Raw genomic sequence first — 21,646 nt, forward strand, 5'->3', positions numbered from 1 at the left:
TTGTTTTTACTTATTTTAAAAACAAAATGAAAAAATGCCTAAGCTCTTTCCTGATCAAAAATTCTATGGGATGCATTATATCAAGTTTAAATCAAAAAAAAAATGTAAGAAACAGGGTTTGCCTGTTAGATGCATCTAACACTTAATGAAGTATTTTTCAAGGATTGCATCAAGGTAGTCACTGCATAATGTGAGGTGAAATCACACTCCATGTTTTCAATTGGCGGAATAAGTTTTATCAGATGTTACGTATATACATTAAAATAATTTCAATGTGTTTGCAGAATTTAGAGTAGTATTTTTGAAGCTACTGCACATGCCGCACTTTCACTTTTAAGCACCAGCGGTGTATCAAATCCTACCACTCTCTCCTGTGCAAAAAGTGCCACTTCTTTCTCGGTCAATCCACCTTCGCAACCGATCACTATCGTATCAATAGTCATTCCGGATGAGAGAGTATGTTCTGAAAAGTTCAAAAGATAACTTTGAGGATTTTCAGCAATAAATGCTTTTAGATTCTCAGAAATATCAAACTGCATCATCTCGCTTCGCCCTGACTGTTGGGAAGAGTTCAGCAGTATCTTTTCCCAACGTTTAAAATCAGGTTTGAAACTTTTTTGCGAACGGTCACAATAGATAAAAGTGATCTTTGCCACCCCCATCTCATTGAGTGACGGGAGTACTTTCTCTACACTCTTAGGATCGATCATACACCATCCTATATGAAGATCATGCTTTGCTTTTACTTCGAGTATTTTACTCTCTTGAAGAATGAGTGTAGCGTTACGTTTATCCATCTGTGTGATCAAATAGCGGTGGATCAAACCGTCTTCTAAGTTACGCAGATAAAGGATATCATCTACCTTATGGCGACGTACCTTAAAAATATATCGATGATCATCTCCTTCCAATATCAAGGAAGGCTGTCCTGCTAAAGTATTATAAAGATATAACACCCTTCACCCTTAACACCATCAATACAACCATCACAGCTACCAGCAAAATCTGAACAAAACCAATCTTGATAAATAGTCCTCTTATCAGTTTATACGTTGTAGGGTTTCCCAGATTAGCGACTTTCACTAGTTTATGTTTACGTATCTCAATGTACATCATTACTGCCCAGATCACGATCATCAGTACAATAGCCATATTCATAGAATATTCTCCCACGACAAATGCCACAAGTCCCGCAAAGGCGATCATCGTAATAATCGCTTGAAAGATAAAGGTATAGATCATACTGATTTTTTTAAGTACCTGCGGATTTTTGGTAGTCATCATCGGCATAAAAAGTCCTCCAACCAAAAATCCTAAAAACATATAGATCAATATACTATGTGTCAATAAAATCGTTTCAATCATCAAATGTCCTTCTATAATAATCGGAATTATACTCTAATTTGTTATAATCCCCATAACTAATATAAGAAGGTTTATTATGCTCGTATCCATCCCTCAAGCACTGGATCTCATCAATGAAAAAGTTACTCCATTAGACGGTGAGATCATCCCTATTGAATACTCTGTCGGCCGTGTGGTACAAGACTCCTATACTGCTAATTTCAACCTCCCAAGATTTGATAACTCGGCAATGGATGGCTATGCTGTAAAAGTATCAGATGCAGGTTCTACTGTACTTTGCACCCAGGTTATCTATGCAGGAGACAATCCTTCTATAGAGCTCAAAATAGGCCATGCGATCAAAATCATGACAGGAGCACCCATCCCAAAAGGATGTGAAGCGATCGTACCTATCGAAGATGTGACCATCGAACAAGACAAAGTCACACTGCCAGGTAACATCAAAATGGGTAACTTCATTCGTTTAGCAGGAGAAGATATAGCAAAGGATACGACCTATCTTCATCAAGGAGAAGTGATCAATGCCTATACTGTAGCATCACTTGCGTCTCAGGGAGTTACTCATATCACAGTAAACCGAAAGATCAAAATAGCCATCTTTGGAACAGGGGATGAACTCCGCCCTCATTTTGAAAAAATTGAAGATCACCAGCTTTATAACTCCAATTCTCCTATGTTTCTCACTAGAAGCAAAGAGCTGGGATGTGAAGTACGATTTATCCGTTCCAGTGCTGATACGCTTGAAGCACTTCAAGATTCCGTTGCTTCTGTACTTGATGCGGATATTATCATTACGAGTGGTGGGGTAAGTGTAGGCGATAAGGATTTTACCAAAGAGGCTTTTACCAATCTTGGTATGCAGATACATTTTGAAAAAGTCGATATCAAACCGGGACGTCCTACTGTATTTGGGACCATAGGGAGAACCGTTGTGGTGAACCTGCCGGGTAATCCTCTTGCCTCTATGGTAAACTACGAGCTTTTTATCAGAGCCATTATCCGTAAAATGAGCGGAAGAAATGATGCACGCCATGGAACTGTCACGACGATCATGGGAGAAGAACTGAAACTAAAAGGCGGAAAAACTACAGCACTGCTGGGTACATTTGATGGAAAGTCATTTACACCGATCCACAATCAAAAACCGGGGATGGTATCACCAATGCAAAAAGCTGACGGGATGATACTCCTTAGTCCTGATATTGCTCACTTGTCAATAAACAGTACAGTCAAAATGATCCCGCTAAGATGGGAATCATGTACAGAAAAAACAGAGGACCTCATCAACCGTTTCTCGGAGTGATTTTACATTAGGGGATATACAATATATCCTTTGATGGTTGATAAACACTTGTTTGCACATTAAAAAGTCCCAATAGTGTATGAAAGAGATTATCATGTGTATACTCTTTATCCTTACTTTTTTTGAACTTTTGAATTTTCTTCTCCACATTAAAGAAGGTATTGAACCACATCAACGCACTGATATGTGTTTGTGATTCTGGTGCCATTACATAAGGCAGTCCATGCAGGTAAAGACCGTTTTCACCCAAACTTTCACCATGATCACTCATGTATACCATTGCTGTTGCATGTGTTTTGTCATACTTTTTAAGAAATTCAATGGTTGCATTTAAAAAATAATCTGTGTAGAGAAGTGCATTGTCATAGGCATTGTTGATCTCTTCTTGTGTACATTGTTCTACCTGATTTGTTTCACACACAGGTGTATACATCTCAAAACGTTTAGGATAGCGTTTATAATAAGCCGGGCCGTGATTACCCATCTGGTGTAATACGATCAAAATATCTTTCTTTGGGTGCTGGTCAATATAACTATCCAGTCCTGCCAGCATTCCCTCATCTCTACACTCGCTCCCTTCACAAATTGGATTATTCTCAGGCATCCTATAATCCTCAAAAGGTACTCTGAGTGCGACACCCTTGCTGTTTGAGTTATTGTCTCTCCAGAGAACAGCTATCTCATTGGTATGACTCAAAACATCTAAAACATTCTGCGTTGATATCCCTTTATTATAGCTATAGTCATTATGATCATAGATCGAGAACATACACGGTACCGAAACAGCAGTAGATGTACCACAGGAGAAAACATTTGAAAGGTTGATAACATCCTGCTTTACTAAAAGTGGATTGGTTTCTCTTTCATAACCATTCAAACTGAAATGATCTGCTCTAGCAGCTTCTCCTACTACAACAATAACGATCTTATGCTTATCTCCCTGTTTTCTTACTACTTTTGCATCTTCACCGATCGCATTGACAATCACAGGGCCGTTATTATAGATCTTATTGATATAGTCTCCGATAGAGTAGATCCAATACGTAGGGTTGGTAGCGTATCTAAGTGGCTTATGTTCTCTAAAAAATGAGGTGTAATATCTACTGAAAATAAAAACCGTACCGGAAATAATGAGTAGTGAAATAACTATCACTTTCATTTTGACTATCAATTCTATTCGCATTGGTTGATAAACAATTTTTGAACGGTAAATAAACCATGATGGAAGAACACCCAAAAATAGAAAATATCCTACCTGGTTCAATGTCAACAGATCCAAAAGCTCATTCATATTTGTTTGAACGGTATTACGGATCATTTCACTATCGATCACGACAAAATAGGTATTCATAAAATAGTTTGTCAGGGATGAGACCAAAACAACTATAATCAAAATGGCCTTAGTGGTATACTTTGAACTGAACAGTATTAAAAGTAATGTTGTCAATGTACCTAAAACTACTCCAAGAGAAAATAAAAATGCAATATTTTCATGGATGGGATAGATATCAACTGTACTTTTAAAAAATGCATAGTTATCAAATAGCACAAGGAATATACTTGTCAAAATAATAAGCTTAAGCTGTGTAAAGTTTTTCAATGAACGTATTCTTTTGGTGAACATTTTTTTATCATCAGTCATCTATTTTTTAAATCCAAATCCTATAAAAAATGTAAATGTACAATCTATTCTTGGCATCATACATAAAGCATACAGGATAAAAAACAATTTTAGAAACTATGAAGTGAAATAAGCAAATTGAAGGAGAGAGTTTGTAACAAACAAACTCTCTAAAAATTACAGTGTAGCCATATATGCTGCAAGTGCTTTAATATCCTCATCACTCAATGTAGCGACTTGACCTTTCATTAAAGCTCCCATACCGGCTACATCTCTTGTCCCTGCTTTATACTCTGTAATCTTTGTCTCAAGATCAGCAGCACTTTGTCCTGCAACGATCTCGGACTTGCCAAGTGCTTTGGTTTTACCGTCAGCTCCATGACAACTTGCACATTTTGCAAAGAGTGTTTTCCCTGCTTCATTATCAGCGGTCGTTTCCGTCTCTGTTTTTTCTTCAGTCTCTAATGTAGAAACTGTTGTTTCCTCTGTAGGTTCTTCCATCTCCGATGCTGGGGCAGATGTTACTACAGTAGTAGCTTCTTCAGCCGATGCAGGTGTTTTCTCTACTTGACCAGTAATTGGATTAATAATATCTTCCGCTGCTTCTTTAGTACCTTCCACAACCGGAGCTACTGCTTCTTTTGTCGCTTCAATTGCTTCTGATGTTTTTTCCTTAGCCTCTTGCGCTGCTTCTTTAGTGGTTTCTACAACCTGTTGTACCGTTTCTGTTACCGCTGTCTCCGCATCTTTTACTGCCGACTGTGTTGTCTCTTTTGCTGCAGTTGCAGTTTCAGATGCCGCTTTTTTTGTCTCTTCGCTACATCCTGTAAACAGTACTGCGGCTGCTGCGATTGAAAGTAATACCACTTTTTTCATTATGCTTCCTTTTAAATATGAGTTAGAATCATTATACATTAAAATCGTTAAACAATTGTAGGGTTAGCGATCTTCTCCATCTTTAAGAGTTTGTCCCAAATTCCCGGGTCGCTCCACTCTTTTTGTACCTGAGCAGAGAAGATGATCTCTTCAAGTTTGATCTCTCCCATCAGTATACTGTGTGCATCCTCTTTGAATCCCTGTGCATATCCTGTATCTGTTTCATGTACGATAATACTGTGCAGCTTCACTTCTCTCTCACCATTTTGCATTGCAGTGCACGCTAAGATACGCTCAACCATTAGATAGATCACACGGCTGAACTGTTCTGCAGAGGGAGACACAGGTAACTCTACCCACCTGGCACTATGAGTTTTCATCGCTTGAAGATATGCTGCATCATCTTTATGCCATAAGGTAATACTGTGATCAAACGAATCTATCAGCTCTTTAATTGTCAATTTGGTCAATCCAAAATCATAGACCATCTGTCCATCATCAAGATAGTTAGATTCTAAAAGCACTTCAACCTTGTAAGAGTGTCCATGGATATTTTGACTGCATCTTTGCGTCGTGCATCCACGTACGATATGGGCATTTTCAAATTTAAATAGTTTACGTATTAACATTTAGACCCCCTGTGTCGTATCAAAAACACGGATATGTAGTCTATCACTATACCGAAAATTATGCTTCATACAAAATCCGAAAACAGCTTTGTCATTTTTCCATATTGTATCACGACTTTCCCCTACCGGCATACAATATACTGCTAACTGCGGAACGATCTCTCTGATCTCTTTGATCTCTTCCAATGCCGTACTCTCGATCAAAGGGGTATCTATCGTAAATTTCAGAAACGCTTCTTTTGCAGAGTTTGCAATTGCATTTAACGCTTCAGGTAAGATACGTTTTGCTTTTGGTTCACCTGAGTTGGAAAGTTTGAGTGAAAGAGAGAATATACAGGATGCATACGCAGGATAAGATTCAAAATCAATCTCAACTGTCCCATTAGTCTCAAAGGTTACATCAATGCCTGCATCTATCAACCATTGTACTACGTCATAAAAAGTTTCATCTTTATGGTAAAGTAATGGCTCTCCACCGGTGATCACCACATGAGGTAAATATCCGATCTGTTCGAACTCGGCATTAAGTTTTTCTATAAGAGCGGAAGCTTGCTCTATCTTTATCCAGGACTTGGCGAAACCTCTATCTACTGCAAAGTAAGTGTCACATCCATACTGAACCTCTCCATTCACCTCGTAACGTGCACCAAACCCAGGACAACTCAGGTTACACCCTGCAGTCCGTAAAAAGTAAGATGGTACTCCGGCGTATTTCCCTTCTCCCTGTATAGAAAAAAACTCTTCAGTAAGATAAAACATCAGCCACCCGTCTCATAAAATGCACGCTTGGATAGCTCTCTGTCTTCAAGCTCTTCTTCACTCCAACGGTTCTCTTTCGGCTTATCTTTAAGTACCTGTGCAAGTACACCTGCAGCACTTTCAACATCGCCTTTTTTCACATGTTCTGCAATACTCATCGCTTCATCAAAGTAAAGACAGGGGATCAAGAATCCTTCGGCCGTAAGACGGATACGGTTACAGCTTTCACAAAAATCATGCTTATGCGGATCGATCAATCCAAACTCGTACCCATCATCAAGCAGATAGTTAAATGAAGGGCTTGCACCTTCACGTCCGAGTGCTTTGATCGTATGACGTTCTTTTACCTTCGCGAGGATCTCACGTCCATGCATCCCTTTAAGTGCTTTATCTGCATGTTCATTTTCCATATATTCGATAAAACGTACTTTCATACCATGTGCTTTACAATAATCCATCACATCAAGGATCTCATCGTCATTGATACCTTTAAGCGGTACCATATTGATCTTTACTTGAAGTCCTACTTCTAAAGCTTTATCTATCCCTTTAAGTACTTCACTTAGTACGTCTTTCCCTGCTACTTTTGCTGCAACATCAGTTTTTAGTGAGTCTAGAGAAATATTGAGCCTCTTCAATCCTGCATCTTTCAACCTTTGTGCGGCATCAGGAAGCAGAAAAGCATTTGTCGTCAATGCCAGATCAATATCAGGTTTATAGTCTGAGATCATTTTGATAAACTTATCCAGATCCTCTCTAAGTAGCGGTTCCCCACCGGTAATTCTGATCTTGTTCACGCCTTCATCTATGGCTACCTTCACAAACAAAAAGAGCTCTTCAAAACTTAGTAGATTCTCTTTGGGTACCCATGAAAAGGGCTTTTCCGGCATACAGTACTGACATCTAAAATTACATCGCTCTGTTACTGAGATACGAAGATAGTTAACAGTACGTCCGTGTCCATCTATAAGCATTACATATCCATAATTCCCAAAAAAAATAACATTTTTGAGATAAATTTTTTTGTAGGGTATCCAAAACTAGATAAAAATAGGATAATAGTGATCAAACGTAAAAAGTCTTGAAAAATGAAGTTTAAAAATGTAATTAGCCAAGAGCGGCAAGTCGCGAGAGCTTTCCGCTGAGAAAAACTCAGCGTTAGCGTAGCAAATAGGGCTTCGCCCTATTGCGTCAAATTAATGTAAATCTCTCCACTGATACTTTTTCCATAGGAATGCGAGGAAAGCAAATACAACAAAGAAGAGAATCACATACGGTCCTACTGCCTCTCTTTTTGGTTTACTCGGATCACCGATCTCAGTAAGGAATTCTTTCACTTTCTCATATCCCTCTTCATTTAGACCAACTCTAGGCATTGAGGTACCTGGAAGCTGAGTTTGAGGGTTTTCGATGAATGTTTCAAGGAAGTGCTCACTTCTTGCTCTAATGATGATAGAAAGATCCGGTGGCAATTTACCCATGTATCCTTTTACACCGTCTTGTGCGTCAAGTACATTGATTTTATATGCCAGTGCATCTTTCTCATACTTGAATGTCGGTGTATCTCCAAGCTGTGTCATTTTCGCATAACGCATCGCGTGACATCTGCTACATGCATCCGTGAATGCTTCCTTAGGAGTCACTTCTCCTGCTTTTTTAGCCTTAAGATAAGCTACGACATCAGCGATAGATTGATTGTCCATGAACATTGTCATAACAGGACCCATCGGATGCATCATAGGATCTGCAAATTTGTGATCAGTATTCATCGCCATAGCAGGGTTTTTCACAACTGCGATCAAGTATTTCTTATCATACAATGCACCTGCATGCTCAAGGCTTGGTGGTACGACACCGCCCATTGCGACAGCACCATCCATATGACATCCCATACACATTGCAAACCCGGCTTCACCAGCTGCAACATTACCTTCAAGTTTCGCGATCTCGTTTACGTCATTCCAGAACGCTTTTTTAGTCTCTTTTTTTTCATCAGATGCTTGTTCTACATCTGCTGTACCATCATAGACAAATCCATGTCCTTCTACATGCTTATGCATTTTTGAGTGAGCAAAAGGCTCAACCCCGTAGTAAGTGACAAGTGTAAAGAATACAACAATTGCTAATATTTTTAGTTCTCTCATCTTACCTGCCTCCTATAGTTTTTTCTCAAGTTTTGTGATTACTATCAATGCAGGCCCCAATAAGAGGAAGATAACCGCTGCAACTGCTCCTAAAGTATTGAAGATTCCTTCCGGTGGAAGTTTCCCAAGCACAGTAAGTACGATCATATCAATAAGGAATACCCAGAACCATACAAAGAACAATCCTCTTTTGTGTGCAGGTGCAACATTTGGACTTCTATCAATGAACGGAAGCATGAATAGTGCAACTTGAGCAATACCAAATGCGATCAATCCTGGATCTTTAGGGAATGGTCTCAAAATCTCATAACTCCATAGGAAGTACCACTCCGGATAGATATGCGGTGGTGTTTTCAATCCATCTGCCGGGTCAAAGTTTACCGGGTCCATTGCAAATTCAAAATGGTAGAACACCAAATAGAAGAACAGGATAAAGTATACACCCATTACAAAAACATCTTTACTTAAGAATACCGGATTGAACGGAATCACTTTTGATTCTTTTTTCTTACCAGCTTTGTAAAGTTCAGCTGCCTCTTCAAAATCGATCTCTGCACCCTCTTGGTTGTTAACATGCGGGATACGAAGTGTACCGAAGTGAAGTACGATAAGCCCTATGATTACAAGTGGCAATAATAATACGTGAAGCATGAAGAATCTTGTAAGGAACGCATCACCAGGTACATAGTCACCTCTAATCCATTCAACAAGACCATACGCCTCAAGAGAACCACCAGAGAAAAGGTTTGTAATAACCATACCAGCCCAGTAACTCATCTGTCCCCATGGAAGCATATACCCAGAGAAAGCTTCTGCAGAAAAAGTCACAAATAACAACATACCTGAGATCCAGATAAGCTCTCTACCTTTTTTATATGAACCGTAGTAGATACCCGTGAACATATGGATATAGATGATCAAGAATACGACTGATGCCGCTACCCCATGAATATGTCTCCAAAGCCAACCGAAACCAACTTCAGACATGATCGTATAGTTTACAGAATCAAATGCCATATTGACATCTGGCTTGTAGTACATCAAAAGAAAAATACCGGAGATAAGTAGCAAACCGAAAGTCGCTGCAAGTACCATTCCCATTGCCCATAGAAAGTTAATATCTTTTGGAATCCAATACTCTGTTGAAAGGACTCTTTTCAGAGTATTGACCGCTAAACGCTCATCTAACCATTTTTCAGAAAATGGTCTTGCTTTTTCATCAAATTTTGCCATCTTCTCTCCCTTATACTATTAGACCAGCGTCTTTCATTTTTTTAAACTCAGGTCCTTCTTCACCAAGTACTAGTGTAGTACCTTCGATTTTGAACGGAGGTATCTCTAGTGGACTTGGCGGCGGTCCAAAGATCTGATGTCCTGCAGTATCAAATTCTCCCCCGTGACAAGCACACTTGAATTTTTTAGCATCTGGCAAATATGCCGGAATACATCCAAGGTGCGTACATAGACCTATAGATACGTGAAATCTGTCAGAACCGATTACGATATCTCTTTCATCCTGCGTCATATCCGCTGACTTCTTAAGTACAAAAATTGGCTTCCCTCTCCATTTTTCTACATTTAGCACATTTTCTTGTGCAGCACTCAGATCAATAGTGGTAAAACCAGCAGCTTTAACACTTGGTAACGGATCCCAGCTACGCTTCATTGCATAGAGTGCACCCAGGCCACCCAATGCAGTAAAGCCACCTAGTGCCATACCCATAAAGTCTCTACGACCTTTTTCTTTCATACCTACTCCTTTCCTTTTGTTATGTTTAACCATATATTATAGTAGATATTAAATAAAAATATAATTGAAAAATTCCATTAATTTGGGGATAAAAAAAGTTCTTGTTTCTGGGAGTAAATTAGGAGATTTGAACTCCTAATTTTTTGATGTTTTAATTAGCTTTTAAGTCTGTCAATCAGTTGGTCGGAAATTTGATCAACTGAGAAGTTAAGTGTTTTTTCACTCTTTTGATTTTTATCTACTCCTTCATAAGCAGCTCTATTAAAACCTTCAATCACAGGTATATCAAGTCCCTTGATCACTGAAAGCGGGATGATATCTTCTCTTGCTGTATTGATATAGACTACTTTTGCACCGCATACATGGGCTTCCAACGCAGTCTGTCCAGATGCTGTCACGATATGAGAAGAGGTTTTGAGTAGATCTTCATACTCTTCAGCTTCATGAAGTCTCTCAAAGATTTCAGCCAACTCATCTTCATACTTCACAAAAAAATAGTTCCCAAGCAGCAGTTCCATACCCGCATTTTGAAAAAATTCTTTATTACTCAAGATCTCTTTGTCATAGTCTGCATCTGAAAGAAAAAAGAGTACTCTCTCCTTTTTGGGTTCACTACTCTCATACATGCTGTCTACAATGAGTGCCTCTATACAGTTCTCATCATCACACTCAGGCTTAAAAAGTACTTCACTCACGCGGACTTCATCTTCAGAACTGTTGGCAAAACGAAATACATGAGAAAAGTCTGAACAGTACTTCTGGATACGCCCCCTGTCATCTTCTGGAGTATCCATAATGATCGAATCGCCCGTATCAGCGATCGCATCGATATCCATGACTCCTTCAATGGTCACATAATCACGCAACCCTAACTCTCTGGCTGCTAATCCTGCTCTAAAATCATTGACCAAAAGTCTTGTCTCTACGCCTTTATCGTTTAATGCTTTTAACAATGCTACTGCTCTTTTGACTCGATCCAGACCTATCTTATGCCCGGTATTTGCATAGTAGTACAACATTTATTATCCTTGTCTTGCAATCTCTATATCTTGTTATACCGAAGTTAACTAAAAAACTTCTATTTATTCTTCTGTTTTTGTCGCATTTTAATGTGTACGTGTAGTATCTCCAATGATGCAGGTGTGATACCAGAGATCTCTGATGCTGCAAACAGTGTCGGAGGAGTTGCTTTTTCAAGCTTTTCAACCACTTCGTTACTCAAACCTGATACAGTTCGGTATTCAAAATCTTCAGGGATTTTAACTTTAAGCATGTCTTTCATCTTTTCAATCTGCTTTTGCTGATTTTCAATATAACGGCTGTACTTCGCCTCTACCAGAATTTGCTCTACTACCTCATCGCTGTACTTATCAAATTCAGGTAAAAGAGTGATAAGTTTATCTCTGTCAAAATCACCACGCCCGATCACATCGATCCATGCTGTCTTATCATTGATCTTGACCGCTCCTATCTCTTCAAGTTGGGCAAGAAACTCTTTGGTCGGTGTCACAAAGTTATCACGTAAAAAGCTTAGTGCTTCCTCAATGTCCGCTCTTTTTGCTTCAAACTTTTCAATATAGTCTTCATCAAGCAGACCAAGCTCTTTACCATAAGGAGAAAGCCTCATATCAGCATTATCCTCACGCAACAATAGTCTATACTCTGCACGGCTTGTGAACATACGGTATGGTTCTCTCGTTCCCTTTGTCACTAGATCATCGATCAAAACCCCGATGTATGCTTCATCACGTCTGAGTATCAAAGGCTCTTTCCCCTGTATACTGAGTGCTGCGTTGATGCCGGCCATAAGCCCCTGTGCTGCTGCCTCTTCATATCCTGTCGTTCCATTGACCTGACCAGCAAAGTAGAGTCCCTCGATCTTTTTGACCTCAAGCGTATGCTTTAACTCTGTCGGATAGAGATAATCATACTCGATTGCATAACCGTAACGTACGATCTTTGCATTCTCCATCCCTTCTACTGAATGGATCATATCCAGCTGTACATCAGTTGGCAAAGAAGTACTCATACCATTGATATAAAACTCAGTAGCTTCCATCGTTTGTGGCTCTACAAAGATCTGATGACGAGGTCTGTCCCTAAAACGGTTGATCTTATCTTCGATACTTGGACAATACCTTGGTCCCATCCCTTCGATCTGGCCTGAGAACATTGGTGCACGGTAAAAGTTACTCTCGATAATATTGTGAGTTGTCTCATTGGTATAAGTCACATAACAAGGTAACTGAGTAGGGTTAAAGGTCTTTTTATCTGTACGGAATGAAAATGGTGGAGGAGGTACATCACCCGGTTGTTCTTCCATCACACTAAAATCAATACTTTTACCATCGATCCTTGCACAGGTACCTGTTTTCAACCTTCCGATCTCAAGGCCTAATCCTCTTAGATACTCAGCCAGTTTTACAGAGGCAAATTCTCCCTGTCTTCCTGCAGTCTGTGTCTTTTCACCAATATGGATCAGTCCGTTAAGAAATGTACCGGCAGTGATGATCACCTTAGGTGCCATATACTCATTGCCAAGCTGTGTAGTAACACCCTTCACAACATTATCTTCAATAATCAGCCCTTCTACGATCTCCTGCTTCACATCCAGGTTTTCCGTGTTAAGCACTACTTTCCTCATATAGATACGGTAAGCATCCATATCGATCTGTGCCCTAGTCCCTCTTACGGCTGGACCGCGAGAAGCATTTAAAGTACGAAACTGAATACCTGTTTTATCCGTACATAATCCCATCTCTCCACCAAGTGCATCGACTTCGCGTACGAGGTGCCCCTTTGCCAATCCACCGATAGCAGGGTTACAGGATGAAGCACCGATCTGCTCGGCCAATATCGTCACCATCAGTGTCTTCACACCCATACGTGCTGAAGCTAGTGCTGCTTCGATACCAGAATGACCGCCACCGATGACTATTACTTCATAATTCATTGAATTCTCCATCAATCTTTGCTAATAAGATTTTGCTATAATTATCGAATTATATCCAAATATATTGAGGTACTATGTTTACAGGTCTTATCCGGGAAATCGCTACTGTCAAAAGCTATCGAAATAATATTTTGACGATCCAGTCCAAACACAAAGCAAAGCTGGGTGACTCTATTGCGATCAACGGGGTATGTCTGACAGTTATCAAGGTCAATAGTGACGGATTTGATCTGGAACTTGCAGATGAAACACGTTCAATCATCGATGAATCGAAGATCACAGGACAGGTACATATGGAACCTGCGATGAAAATGAATGACCGGTTTGAAGGACACATCGTACAGGGACATGTAGACTGTGTGGGAACTGTAGCCAAGATCACTCCAAGAGAAAATGCTACGGACTTCATCATCAAGGTGGATTCAAAATACATAGCTCATATCGTGCCTAAAGGTTCGATCACTATTGATGGTATCTCTTTAACCGTTAATGATGTCTTTGAAGATAGTTTTCGTCTAACCATCATCCCTCATACGCTCAATGAAACACTGATGAAAAATTATAAGGTGGGTACAACGCTCAATGTGGAAACTGATCTTTTTGCAAGATATATCGATCATATCCTTTCACACAGGAACAGGAAAAAATCAATGAGCTGGGATGAAGTCGATGCGATTCAGATGAGTTATTGAAACTCCTTATCGCTTATGCTTCTGGCATCTTTATTTCTCTGCTTTTTCAGTTCCATATCTACATACTCCAATCCTTCGATCATTTGAGGACTCGCAATAGTCGATCTTCTCGCCTCTTCACCATAATAAATAAAGATCTCAAAACCATTTTCATATAAACCCATACGCGTAGCTATCGCTGTCGAATAGGTCGTAATGATCGCATCATCATTACAGATCACACGAATATCATGGAAGTACTCTTTTGTCCAGAGTAATGGATTTTGCTTAGGGCTAAATGCATCCTGATAAACGATATCTATCTTCTCACTGATCTTTGGGATCACTTCTCTGGCATCACCGATCAGTACTTCGATCTTAAACTGTTCATCTTCATAACAGAAGTTTTGAGAAAGTTCCCGGATAATCGGTTTGAAACTGTCAAACTCTTTAGGATACTCAAATGTTGAAAGTGACTCGACAAGTTCCCGGTCAAATTCCGGAGAAATGATATGCACCTTAGTATCCAAATGGTTTAATTTAACATAGTAAAGTGTAGCTAAGGTATTGTACCCCAGGCCAAAACATATATCGAGTATGGTAAGTTTGTCTTTGTATTTTTGGAGAGAAAAAGCGGGAATGACATGCTTTTGCAGTGACTCCTGCAATGCACCGTCTTTTGTTGAGTGGTATGCTTGATCGAACTCTTTCGAGTAAAGCGTCATTGAACCGTCCTCAGTTACAATCACCTCTTTTTGACCTCTTAGGGATTCATCATATCCGCTGCCCACACTAATACCTCCTTTCTACTCTAAAAACCGATTTCATCCAGTTCTTTGAACTTAAATGCCGAGAGTATCTCCTCAATCGTCTCTTCTTCACGGCGAGCAAGACACATCATCCCTTCATTCATAAAATCCATGGCATTCTCAAAACGGTTTTCAAGGATAACAAAGTCAATCCAATCTGCACCTGTTTCCGTCCTGTCATCATGGAATGTAATAGACTTTGCTTCTCCTTCATCGAATTCTACCAGTGCCCACTTTTTCATATCAGGCAAAGCAGTGATCTTAGCCTGAATTCCGTTATCACTGTCTACAGGTATAAGGATTAGCATGTTGCTGCCTTTTGAAGTTGCTTTTTACTCATTTTAAGCTTTTTATTGCTCATTGTACCGATACCCTCATCAAGTACTTTTTGTGCGATCTCTTGTGCTTCATTTAAAGAGTGCATCTTACATGTTCCGCACTGATAGATATTAAGTTCAGGGATATCGCTTTCGCTTTTCACTTCCAGAACATCTTCCATTGATTCTTTCCATGCTTTGGCTACCTCTTTTTTCTTAGGTGTACCCAGTAAAGACATATAGAAACCGGTACGGCATCCCATAGGAGAGATATCGATAATCTCCACATTCTTACTGTTAAGATGGTCCCTCATAAAACCTGCAAAAAGATGCTCAAGCGTATGGATGCCTTTCTCAGAAAGCATCTCTTTGTTAGGCTGTGTAAATCTTAGATCAAATACTGTAATTGCATCACCGCTTGGACTACTCATCTTCTTTGCTACACGTACTGCAGGTGCTTTCATTTTTGTGTGGTCTACTGTAAAACTATCTAATAACGGCATAGATATTTTCCTTCTTATGATTTTTCAAATTATAACGGAAAAACTCATGAGTGAATCATGAATACAAAAGAGTTTGTTTAAAAAAATTGTAAAAGTAACACTTAAGGGTCTAATGCGTGTTGGGTAATTTAAAATAATTGATTTTAAAGTGCAGTGATCAAACGGAATAAAGATCCGTCTGATCGTAGAGATGAGGGAAGAAAGATTAAACTCTTGCTTCTTCTCTTCTTTGTAGATAATCCCAGTACTCATTCACATCTTTTTGTACTTGATCAATGACGTGTCTGTACTCTGGTTTAAAGAGGTGCTTATAACGACCTTGAGCACCCATATACTCTTCAACAGTGATGATATTCTTTGGTCTGTAAAGAATGTTAAGCTCATGACCGTCGATGATCTCATAAACTGGGAACATCAATGAGTCAGTCGCCAAGTCAGTGATACCGATCGTATCTTTTGGGTCGAATTTCCACTCAGTACAACATGGTGATACTGTGTTGATGAAACATGGACCTTCAGTCTCCAATGCTTTTTGGAAACCTTTTGCCATAGACTTCCACTTGTTTGGTGCAAGCTGTGCAACATAAGGCGCACCATGTGCAGCCATGATCGCTACGATATCTTTTTTCTTCTCTTTTTTACCATAAGAGTGTGAACCAGCTTGAGCTGTCGATGTAGTTGCACCGATAGGTGTTGCTGAAGATCTTTGACCACCAGTGTTTGCATAGTTTTCATTATCTAGACAGATATAAGTGAAGTCATGACCTCTCTCAACTGCACCTGACAACCATTGGAAACCGATATCAAATGTTGATCCGTCACCACCGAATGCTACGAATTTTACCGGAGCATCGTTATCTTTTAGTGTACCTTTTCTCTTACGAGCTTTGTGCATTGCTTCTGCACCAGAAACTGCTGTTGCAGCATTTTCAAACCCGATATGGATCCATGAAGTATCCCAAGAAGTAAACGGATAAACCGCAGTAGATACTTCAAGACATCCTGTGTTTGTAGAGATAACAAGGTTGTCATCCGTACAGTTCATAAGCTCTCTAACGATCATAGAGTGCGCACAACCAGGACAAAGAGTATGTGCTCCTTCGAACCTGTCATTGTTCGTTGAAAAATCTTTTAAGTTTTTAATTGATGTAATTGCCATAATTAACCTCTTTTCGTTTGAAAGAATCCAAGGGTTGGTCCTCTAAGTCCTGAGAACTGTTGGATATCTGTTGTAATATAACCTGCATCAGCATGTGCTTTCTGCTCTTTGAAGATTCTTTTTGCTTCTGCGATAGAAAAGTCACGTCCACCAAGACCATAGATAAAGTTTGTTACAAGTGGTCTGTTTGCTGTTGTATAAAGCGCTGCAGATACTTCATTAAAGAATGCACCCATTGCACCACCTGGACTTGATCTGTCAAGAACCGCTACTGATTTAACATTTTCGAGTGCATCTCTTACATTATCAAACGGGAATGGTCTGAAACATCTGATTGCAACAACACCTGCTTTGATACCTTCTTCGGCTCTAAGCTCTTTTGCCGCTACTCTTGCTGTCTCAACAGTCGTACCAAGTGCAACGATTGCCACTTCAGCATCTTCCATATCATAAGTCTCAACTCTATTGTACTTTCTACCAGATACTTTTTCAAAGTCAGCAAACACTTCATCAATAATAGGACGAGAATCCATCAATGCTTTATGTTGTCTTGCTTTGTGTTCAAAGTGCCAATCTTCTTCTGTTTGCGCACCATATGTTACCGGTCTTGAGAAATCAAGCATATCATCTACCGGTTGGAAATCACCTACGAAGTTATAAGCCACTTCATCTGCAAGAGGATACACGTTCTGAGCTGTGTGAGATGTGATAAATCCATCTTGGTGAACCATGACCGGAAGTCTTACATTGTGGTTCTCACCAATTCTAAATGCACACAGTGCCAAGTCATATGCTTCTTGTGCATTGAATGCATCAAGCTGGATCCAACCAGAATCACGTCCAAGATACATATCCGCATGGTCACCACGTACGTTAAGTGGAGAAGCAAGCGCTCTGTTTACTACATTAAGTACGATTGGAAGTCTCATACCAGATGCTTGGTATAGTACCTCAGCCATCAAAGCAAAACCTTGTGATGAAGTCGCTGTAGATACACGTCCACCTGCAGCAGATGCACCTACACATCCTGACATTGCAGCATGTTCAGACTCTACCATAACAAACTCACCGTCGATATAACCGTTTGCTACGTAATTTCCGTAGTTTTCAACGATTGGCGTAGAAGGCGTAATAGGGTATGCTGCAACAACATCCACTTGTGCTTGTCTTAACGCTTGAGAAGCGGCGAAGTTACCATCCCATACTTCTCTTTCTTGTAAATCGTATTTTTCTGCCATACCAGTTCCTTACTTCTCTTTTTTCTTTTTCTCTGGCCACTGAGACAATGCCTCATCCAGCGGAGTATATTCACTAAACATTAAAAGTGATTTAGGGTTTGTAGGACATACTTCCACACATACCTCACACCCTTTACAGTGATCATAGTCAATACCTAACATCTGTTTATCTCTTGATAAAATAGAACTGTCCGGACACCATACCCAACAGTTTTGACAGTCGATACATACATCTATGTTAAATACAGGTTTTTTTACCCTCCATGATGCAACAGTTGCTGTATAAGAGTTATGATTTGAATATGTTCTCTCTTCAGCTTTTTTAAGTGCGATACCTGTTGCATCACCTTCAAATGAAGGAAGGATACATCCTTGTGTTACCTCATGCCAACCCTCTAGACTGCTACCGCTTTCCAGTCCGCGCTGTCCTCTGTTGTCATTTGCTAATAATTTTAAATCTTGCATGCTAATCCTCTTTCCTTACTTCACGTCGTTGTATGCTTTTGTGATCGCTGCCATGTTTCCGTCAATGATCTTTTGAGGGAACTTCGCAAGTACTCTCTTCATATTTTCCAAGAAATAATCAAGTTCAAACATACCTGAAACTTTTACAAATGCACCAAGCATTGGAGCATTTGGAACTGATCTACCGATAGTGTCCAATGAAATTTGTACACAGTCAACGACAAATACTCTATCTTCTTTGCCTTTAAGTGAAGGAATACCTTCGATCAACTCCTCTTTAGTAAGGTGTGTCGTAACGATATATTTAGTATGATCGGCTTCATTTTCTACGATATTATCCGTATATGCCAATGCAGGATCGATTACCAGGACATAGTCAGGGTTCATAAATTTTGCATGGTTAAAAATTTGTTCATCGTCAATTCTGTTATACGCTCTTAGTGCAGCTCCCCTTTTTGCTGAACCGTATAGTGCAAAAGCCTGAACTTCTTTACCAGTTGTTGCAACAACGTCCCCTAGACCTTTAGCACCAGATACCGCCCCTTGACCAGCACGGCTGTGCCATCTAATCTCTGTCATGTTTTCTCCTATCTAAAATAATAAAACCCTCTAGATAACACTACAAAAAAGTAGTGTTGTGCAGAGGGACCTATTATCATATTTTCCCTATTGTAGTCATGCGACTCTTAAATCGGGTTGAAATTATAATATATTTAAGCTGTACCTATCGGTTTGCGATAAATCTAACCGCCTCTAACGCATTTGAATGAATGTAATCAGTACAATTGATCAAATTTATTTCATCTGCATAACCGCAAGTGACCCCGACACCTATAACATTTGCTTCCTTAGCAGAAAGCATATCCATGCAGGTATCTCCTACCATCCAGACATTTTTTGCACCTTTTGGTAACGCCTGGAGGGCTTTTTGTATCGGTTCTGGATGCGGTTTCGGGTTTTCCACATCTTCTCTACCGATCAATACTTCAAAATGATGCATTAAGCCTAAATGCTCCAACAATTCAATCGAATACTTTGCTGTCTTTGTGGTCACTACACCCAAAGTAGCATGTTGACTCGCAAGTTCAACTGCCTCTTTAGCATGGGGTAGAAGCACAGTCTTTTGACAGGAAATAATGCGGTAATGCATTTTATAAGCATCAACGTAATCCCATACTTTCCCCTCTTCTACACCCAATGTAGTGAACATGACATCAAGGGGATGTCCGATCTCTGCTTTGATAAGTTTACTGTCTGGTACTGCTTCTCCGTGTGTCTCAAAGGCAACTTTAAAGCTCTCAAGTATTGCTTCAGTTGAGTCGATAAGTGTACCGTCCAGGTCAAAAAGTATAATCATTGATCTCCTTTTGTCTCTCGTTGAGAGCAAAATTTGTTACTATATACCAAACTTTCCAAATACTGTCAAGTATGAGATAGAAGATCGTTTATTTTTTTCCATTCGGATCAGGGTTGAATTTCCATATCGTTACGATCGGTATGACCAGTCCCAGTAAGATTACTACCCAAAGCAAAATACCGAGTTCATCATAATTTGCAGGGATAACAATAATACCATCTTCTCTTACATCACGTGTTACAATAAATAGTTTATTAAGATATTTACTGAAGATCCCGGCTGCACTCAATGCAATGTTCATCAGTGATGCCATCAAAGCAAACCACGTACCTTTTTTCCCTTCGGGTGCATAGATCGCAACAAGTGTCAGCATCAATACACCGGCAATATATTCAAAAGGAGAAGCGATCGCCGTATCCACCAGTGCTACAGTTCTTGCATCAATACCTAATAATGTATGTAAATCATAGTACATCCCCAGTACTGGCATAGAGAGTATTGTTCCTATAATAGTTAGGAATATCAATACCTTTGATATCGATTGGTTAACAATGAACTTGGAACTGAACCACATACCGGCAAGCGCGATCCCTCCTCCGATCATCGCAAGTTTGGCAAAAAATGCTTCATCAAACCCAAGGACATCGATCTCCCACCACTGTAATGCAGGTCCTACGCTTGGCATCGCACGATACACAAAGATCACGATCATCGCCATCTTAATATGATGGATTGTCTCAGGGTCCAGATCACCAACCAGAGAACGCAAAAGATACAACACCACGATAAGTGAGATCACAAAAACAATCAACTGAGAATACGGTACGTCATGATATCCCATCATTACGACAAAAACAGCAAATGCAAGCCCTCCGAACAATACTTCTTTATTGATAGGGGAAGTAGGAACCGGGTTAAGTTTGACAAAGAGTACACCAAGGATGGATAACACAGGTATAAAAAGAGAAAAGATAAAAACCGTTTCATAGTTGTAAATCCCCGCCAGTTCACCACCAAGCCAACCCATAATAAAGATTGCAAACCCCAAAGAGAGACGCGCAAGTACCTGTATCATCGCAAGTTCTTTTTTTATCTCTTCTCTGCTTTGTGTACGATCAACCACTTCTGTGCTCATTGTATCAGCTACGACATCTTGCATTACAAAACCCACTACCCCTATTACGGAAGCAAGTATATAGATATGCTCTTTACTGTAACCGGCAAGTATCGTGTGATCCCCTACTACATCGATCAGCATCAGAGTACTTATTGTAATCAGAATTGCCCCGATAAAGACATAGACTTTTCTGTTGGAGCCAAAGATCGTTACTGAATCTACCAATTGTCCAAAAATCATTTTAATGGTCCAGGGTACTGTCAGCCATACACTCAGTGCAAGTAGATCTTCCGCACTGAGGCTCAACTCTTTTTTGACCCAGAAGTCCCTGGCAATAGCAACAAAGACACTGGAACCGTAAGCAAAATATATCAACAGTAATGGGAGATAACGTAGCCTTATTGCCTTTATCGGTGTCAACAAGATATCCATCAATGACTGCATTACCTATCCTTACTTGTCTATATTGTTTTAATTCATTTAGACAGAATAGTAGCATAGAAATTATTAGCCTCTATCCCAGACATAATATTAGAGCAGAAAGATAATATATAATATTGAATTATATTTTCAATTATTTTTATAGATATAAACTGATCAAAAAAAATAA

23 protein-coding genes are annotated in these 21,646 nt (G+C 39.6%); 2 read left to right on the forward strand and 21 right to left on the reverse strand.

What is annotated here, in order from left to right; all coding sequences use genetic code 11:
* Positions 1–287: 287 nt before the first annotated feature.
* Both PGH07_RS08765 and PGH07_RS08770 read right to left on the reverse strand, forming a co-directional pair.
* Positions 288–956, reverse strand: coding sequence for a 16S rRNA (uracil(1498)-N(3))-methyltransferase (locus PGH07_RS08765; RefSeq protein ID WP_289414061.1), 669 nt, complete (start codon positions 954–956; stop codon positions 288–290).
* Positions 940–1,365: a hypothetical protein gene (locus PGH07_RS08770; RefSeq protein WP_289414062.1), complete on the reverse strand. Its 426-nt coding sequence runs from the start codon at positions 1,363–1,365 to the stop codon at positions 940–942. Before PGH07_RS08770 ends, PGH07_RS08765 begins: the two co-directional genes overlap by 17 nt.
* Before the next feature lie 76 nt (positions 1,366–1,441).
* Between PGH07_RS08770 and PGH07_RS08775 the strand changes: the two genes are divergently transcribed.
* On the forward strand, positions 1,442–2,668 hold the full coding sequence (locus PGH07_RS08775; protein ID WP_289414063.1) for a molybdopterin molybdotransferase MoeA: 1,227 nt from the start codon (positions 1,442–1,444) through the stop codon (positions 2,666–2,668).
* Positions 2,669–2,675: 7 nt separating this feature from the next.
* Here PGH07_RS08775 and PGH07_RS08780 read toward each other — a convergent pair whose 3' ends face one another.
* From PGH07_RS08780 to mnmG, 10 genes are all read right to left on the reverse strand, one after another.
* Entirely contained in the window at positions 2,676–4,292 is a 1,617-nt protein-coding gene (locus tag PGH07_RS08780) for a phosphoethanolamine transferase (protein WP_289414064.1), read from the reverse strand.
* A gap of 174 nt (positions 4,293–4,466) precedes the next feature.
* Positions 4,467–5,165, reverse strand: a complete 699-nt coding sequence (locus PGH07_RS08785; protein ID WP_289414065.1) for a c-type cytochrome — start codon at positions 5,163–5,165, stop codon at positions 4,467–4,469.
* A gap of 47 nt (positions 5,166–5,212) precedes the next feature.
* Positions 5,213–5,794, reverse strand: a complete 582-nt coding sequence (locus tag PGH07_RS08790) for a 6-pyruvoyl trahydropterin synthase family protein (protein WP_289414066.1) — start codon at positions 5,792–5,794, stop codon at positions 5,213–5,215.
* Positions 5,795–6,553 carry a 7-carboxy-7-deazaguanine synthase QueE gene (locus PGH07_RS08795; RefSeq protein ID WP_289414068.1) on the reverse strand — a complete coding sequence of 253 codons (759 nt, stop codon included), beginning with the start codon at positions 6,551–6,553 and terminating at the stop codon, positions 5,795–5,797. It lies immediately after the preceding gene.
* Positions 6,553–7,527: a GTP 3',8-cyclase MoaA gene (moaA, locus tag PGH07_RS08800; RefSeq protein WP_289414069.1), complete on the reverse strand. Its 975-nt coding sequence runs from the start codon at positions 7,525–7,527 to the stop codon at positions 6,553–6,555. Before moaA ends, PGH07_RS08795 begins: the two co-directional genes overlap by 1 nt.
* A gap of 222 nt (positions 7,528–7,749) precedes the next feature.
* Positions 7,750–8,697, reverse strand: coding sequence for a c-type cytochrome (locus PGH07_RS08805; RefSeq protein ID WP_289414070.1), 948 nt, complete (start codon positions 8,695–8,697; stop codon positions 7,750–7,752).
* Positions 8,698–8,709: 12 nt separating this feature from the next.
* Positions 8,710–9,930, reverse strand: coding sequence for a cytochrome b (locus tag PGH07_RS08810; RefSeq protein WP_289414071.1), 1,221 nt, complete (start codon positions 9,928–9,930; stop codon positions 8,710–8,712).
* Between the two features lie 10 nt (positions 9,931–9,940).
* On the reverse strand, positions 9,941–10,447 hold the full coding sequence (locus PGH07_RS08815) for a Rieske 2Fe-2S domain-containing protein (protein WP_289414072.1): 507 nt from the start codon (positions 10,445–10,447) through the stop codon (positions 9,941–9,943).
* 155 nt (positions 10,448–10,602) lie between these two features.
* A complete protein-coding gene (locus PGH07_RS08820) occupies positions 10,603–11,466 on the reverse strand; it encodes a hypothetical protein (RefSeq protein WP_289414073.1) in 864 nt (287 codons plus the stop codon).
* A 59-nt stretch (positions 11,467–11,525) separates the two neighbouring features.
* Positions 11,526–13,400 (reverse strand): tRNA uridine-5-carboxymethylaminomethyl(34) synthesis enzyme MnmG, encoded by a 1,875-nt coding sequence (gene mnmG / locus PGH07_RS08825; protein ID WP_289414076.1) that lies wholly within the window; start codon positions 13,398–13,400, stop codon positions 11,526–11,528.
* Positions 13,401–13,474: 74 nt separating this feature from the next.
* Here mnmG and ribE point away from each other — a divergent pair, with 74 nt between their 5' ends.
* On the forward strand, positions 13,475–14,092 hold the full coding sequence (gene ribE / locus PGH07_RS08830) for a riboflavin synthase (RefSeq protein WP_289414077.1): 618 nt from the start codon (positions 13,475–13,477) through the stop codon (positions 14,090–14,092).
* Here ribE and PGH07_RS08835 read toward each other — a convergent pair.
* The 9 genes from PGH07_RS08835 to PGH07_RS08875 form a co-directional block, all read right to left on the reverse strand.
* Positions 14,086–14,862 (reverse strand): tRNA (5-methylaminomethyl-2-thiouridine)(34)-methyltransferase MnmD, encoded by a 777-nt coding sequence (locus PGH07_RS08835; RefSeq protein WP_289414078.1) that lies wholly within the window; start codon positions 14,860–14,862, stop codon positions 14,086–14,088. The genes ribE and PGH07_RS08835 overlap by 7 nt on opposite strands.
* A gap of 20 nt (positions 14,863–14,882) precedes the next feature.
* Positions 14,883–15,188 carry a hypothetical protein gene (locus PGH07_RS08840; RefSeq protein ID WP_289414079.1) on the reverse strand — a complete coding sequence of 102 codons (306 nt, stop codon included), beginning with the start codon at positions 15,186–15,188 and terminating at the stop codon, positions 14,883–14,885.
* Positions 15,182–15,700, reverse strand: coding sequence for an S-ribosylhomocysteine lyase (luxS, locus tag PGH07_RS08845; RefSeq protein WP_289414081.1), 519 nt, complete (start codon positions 15,698–15,700; stop codon positions 15,182–15,184). Before luxS ends, PGH07_RS08840 begins: the two co-directional genes overlap by 7 nt.
* Positions 15,701–15,905: 205 nt before the next feature.
* Positions 15,906–16,859, reverse strand: coding sequence for a thiamine pyrophosphate-dependent enzyme (locus PGH07_RS08850; RefSeq protein WP_289414082.1), 954 nt, complete (start codon positions 16,857–16,859; stop codon positions 15,906–15,908).
* Between the two features lie 2 nt (positions 16,860–16,861).
* The gene (locus tag PGH07_RS08855; RefSeq protein WP_289414083.1) at positions 16,862–18,097 is read right to left on the reverse strand and encodes a 2-oxoacid:ferredoxin oxidoreductase subunit alpha; all 1,236 of its coding nucleotides are present in this window, start codon (positions 18,095–18,097) and stop codon (positions 16,862–16,864) included.
* A gap of 9 nt (positions 18,098–18,106) precedes the next feature.
* Positions 18,107–18,562, reverse strand: a complete 456-nt coding sequence (locus PGH07_RS08860; RefSeq protein WP_289414084.1) for a 4Fe-4S dicluster-binding protein — start codon at positions 18,560–18,562, stop codon at positions 18,107–18,109.
* 15 nt (positions 18,563–18,577) lie between these two features.
* A complete protein-coding gene (locus PGH07_RS08865; RefSeq protein ID WP_289414085.1) occupies positions 18,578–19,141 on the reverse strand; it encodes a pyruvate flavodoxin oxidoreductase subunit gamma in 564 nt (187 codons plus the stop codon).
* A gap of 145 nt (positions 19,142–19,286) precedes the next feature.
* A complete protein-coding gene (locus PGH07_RS08870) occupies positions 19,287–19,919 on the reverse strand; it encodes an HAD family hydrolase (protein WP_289414086.1) in 633 nt (210 codons plus the stop codon).
* 88 nt (positions 19,920–20,007) lie between these two features.
* Positions 20,008–21,480 (reverse strand): MFS transporter, encoded by a 1,473-nt coding sequence (locus PGH07_RS08875; RefSeq protein WP_289414087.1) that lies wholly within the window; start codon positions 21,478–21,480, stop codon positions 20,008–20,010.
* Positions 21,481–21,646 lie beyond the last annotated feature (166 nt).

Source organism: Sulfurovum zhangzhouensis, from assembly GCF_030347965.1.
GTDB lineage: Bacteria > Campylobacterota > Campylobacteria > Campylobacterales > Sulfurovaceae > Sulfurovum > Sulfurovum zhangzhouensis.

Bases quoted from the DNA above. Each gene is read 5' to 3' on its own strand.
- PGH07_RS08770 (WP_289414062.1), bottom strand. From the start codon at position 1,365: ATGATTGAAACGATTTTATTGACACATAGTATATTGATCTATATGTTT.
- PGH07_RS08775 (WP_289414063.1), top strand. From the start codon at position 1,442: ATGCTCGTATCCATCCCTCAAGCACTGGATCTCATCAATGAAAAAGTT.
- PGH07_RS08780 (WP_289414064.1), bottom strand. From the start codon at position 4,292: ATGTTCACCAAAAGAATACGTTCATTGAAAAACTTTACACAGCTTAAG.
- PGH07_RS08785 (WP_289414065.1), bottom strand. From the start codon at position 5,165: ATGAAAAAAGTGGTATTACTTTCAATCGCAGCAGCCGCAGTACTGTTT.
- PGH07_RS08790 (WP_289414066.1), bottom strand. From the start codon at position 5,794: ATGTTAATACGTAAACTATTTAAATTTGAAAATGCCCATATCGTACGT.
- PGH07_RS08795 (WP_289414068.1), bottom strand. From the start codon at position 6,553: ATGTTTTATCTTACTGAAGAGTTTTTTTCTATACAGGGAGAAGGGAAA.
- moaA (WP_289414069.1), bottom strand. From the start codon at position 7,527: ATGCTTATAGATGGACACGGACGTACTGTTAACTATCTTCGTATCTCA.
- PGH07_RS08805 (WP_289414070.1), bottom strand. From the start codon at position 8,697: ATGAGAGAACTAAAAATATTAGCAATTGTTGTATTCTTTACACTTGTC.
- PGH07_RS08810 (WP_289414071.1), bottom strand. From the start codon at position 9,930: ATGGCAAAATTTGATGAAAAAGCAAGACCATTTTCTGAAAAATGGTTA.
- PGH07_RS08815 (WP_289414072.1), bottom strand. From the start codon at position 10,447: ATGAAAGAAAAAGGTCGTAGAGACTTTATGGGTATGGCACTAGGTGGC.
- PGH07_RS08820 (WP_289414073.1), bottom strand. From the start codon at position 11,466: ATGTTGTACTACTATGCAAATACCGGGCATAAGATAGGTCTGGATCGA.
- mnmG (WP_289414076.1), bottom strand. From the start codon at position 13,400: ATGAATTATGAAGTAATAGTCATCGGTGGCGGTCATTCTGGTATCGAA.
- ribE (WP_289414077.1), top strand. From the start codon at position 13,475: ATGTTTACAGGTCTTATCCGGGAAATCGCTACTGTCAAAAGCTATCGA.
- PGH07_RS08840 (WP_289414079.1), bottom strand. From the start codon at position 15,188: ATGCTAATCCTTATACCTGTAGACAGTGATAACGGAATTCAGGCTAAG.
- luxS (WP_289414081.1), bottom strand. From the start codon at position 15,700: ATGCCGTTATTAGATAGTTTTACAGTAGACCACACAAAAATGAAAGCA.
- PGH07_RS08850 (WP_289414082.1), bottom strand. From the start codon at position 16,859: ATGGCAATTACATCAATTAAAAACTTAAAAGATTTTTCAACGAACAAT.
- PGH07_RS08855 (WP_289414083.1), bottom strand. From the start codon at position 18,097: ATGGCAGAAAAATACGATTTACAAGAAAGAGAAGTATGGGATGGTAAC.
- PGH07_RS08860 (WP_289414084.1), bottom strand. From the start codon at position 18,562: ATGCAAGATTTAAAATTATTAGCAAATGACAACAGAGGACAGCGCGGA.
- PGH07_RS08865 (WP_289414085.1), bottom strand. From the start codon at position 19,141: ATGACAGAGATTAGATGGCACAGCCGTGCTGGTCAAGGGGCGGTATCT.
- PGH07_RS08870 (WP_289414086.1), bottom strand. From the start codon at position 19,919: ATGATTATACTTTTTGACCTGGACGGTACACTTATCGACTCAACTGAA.
- PGH07_RS08875 (WP_289414087.1), bottom strand. From the start codon at position 21,480: ATGCAGTCATTGATGGATATCTTGTTGACACCGATAAAGGCAATAAGG.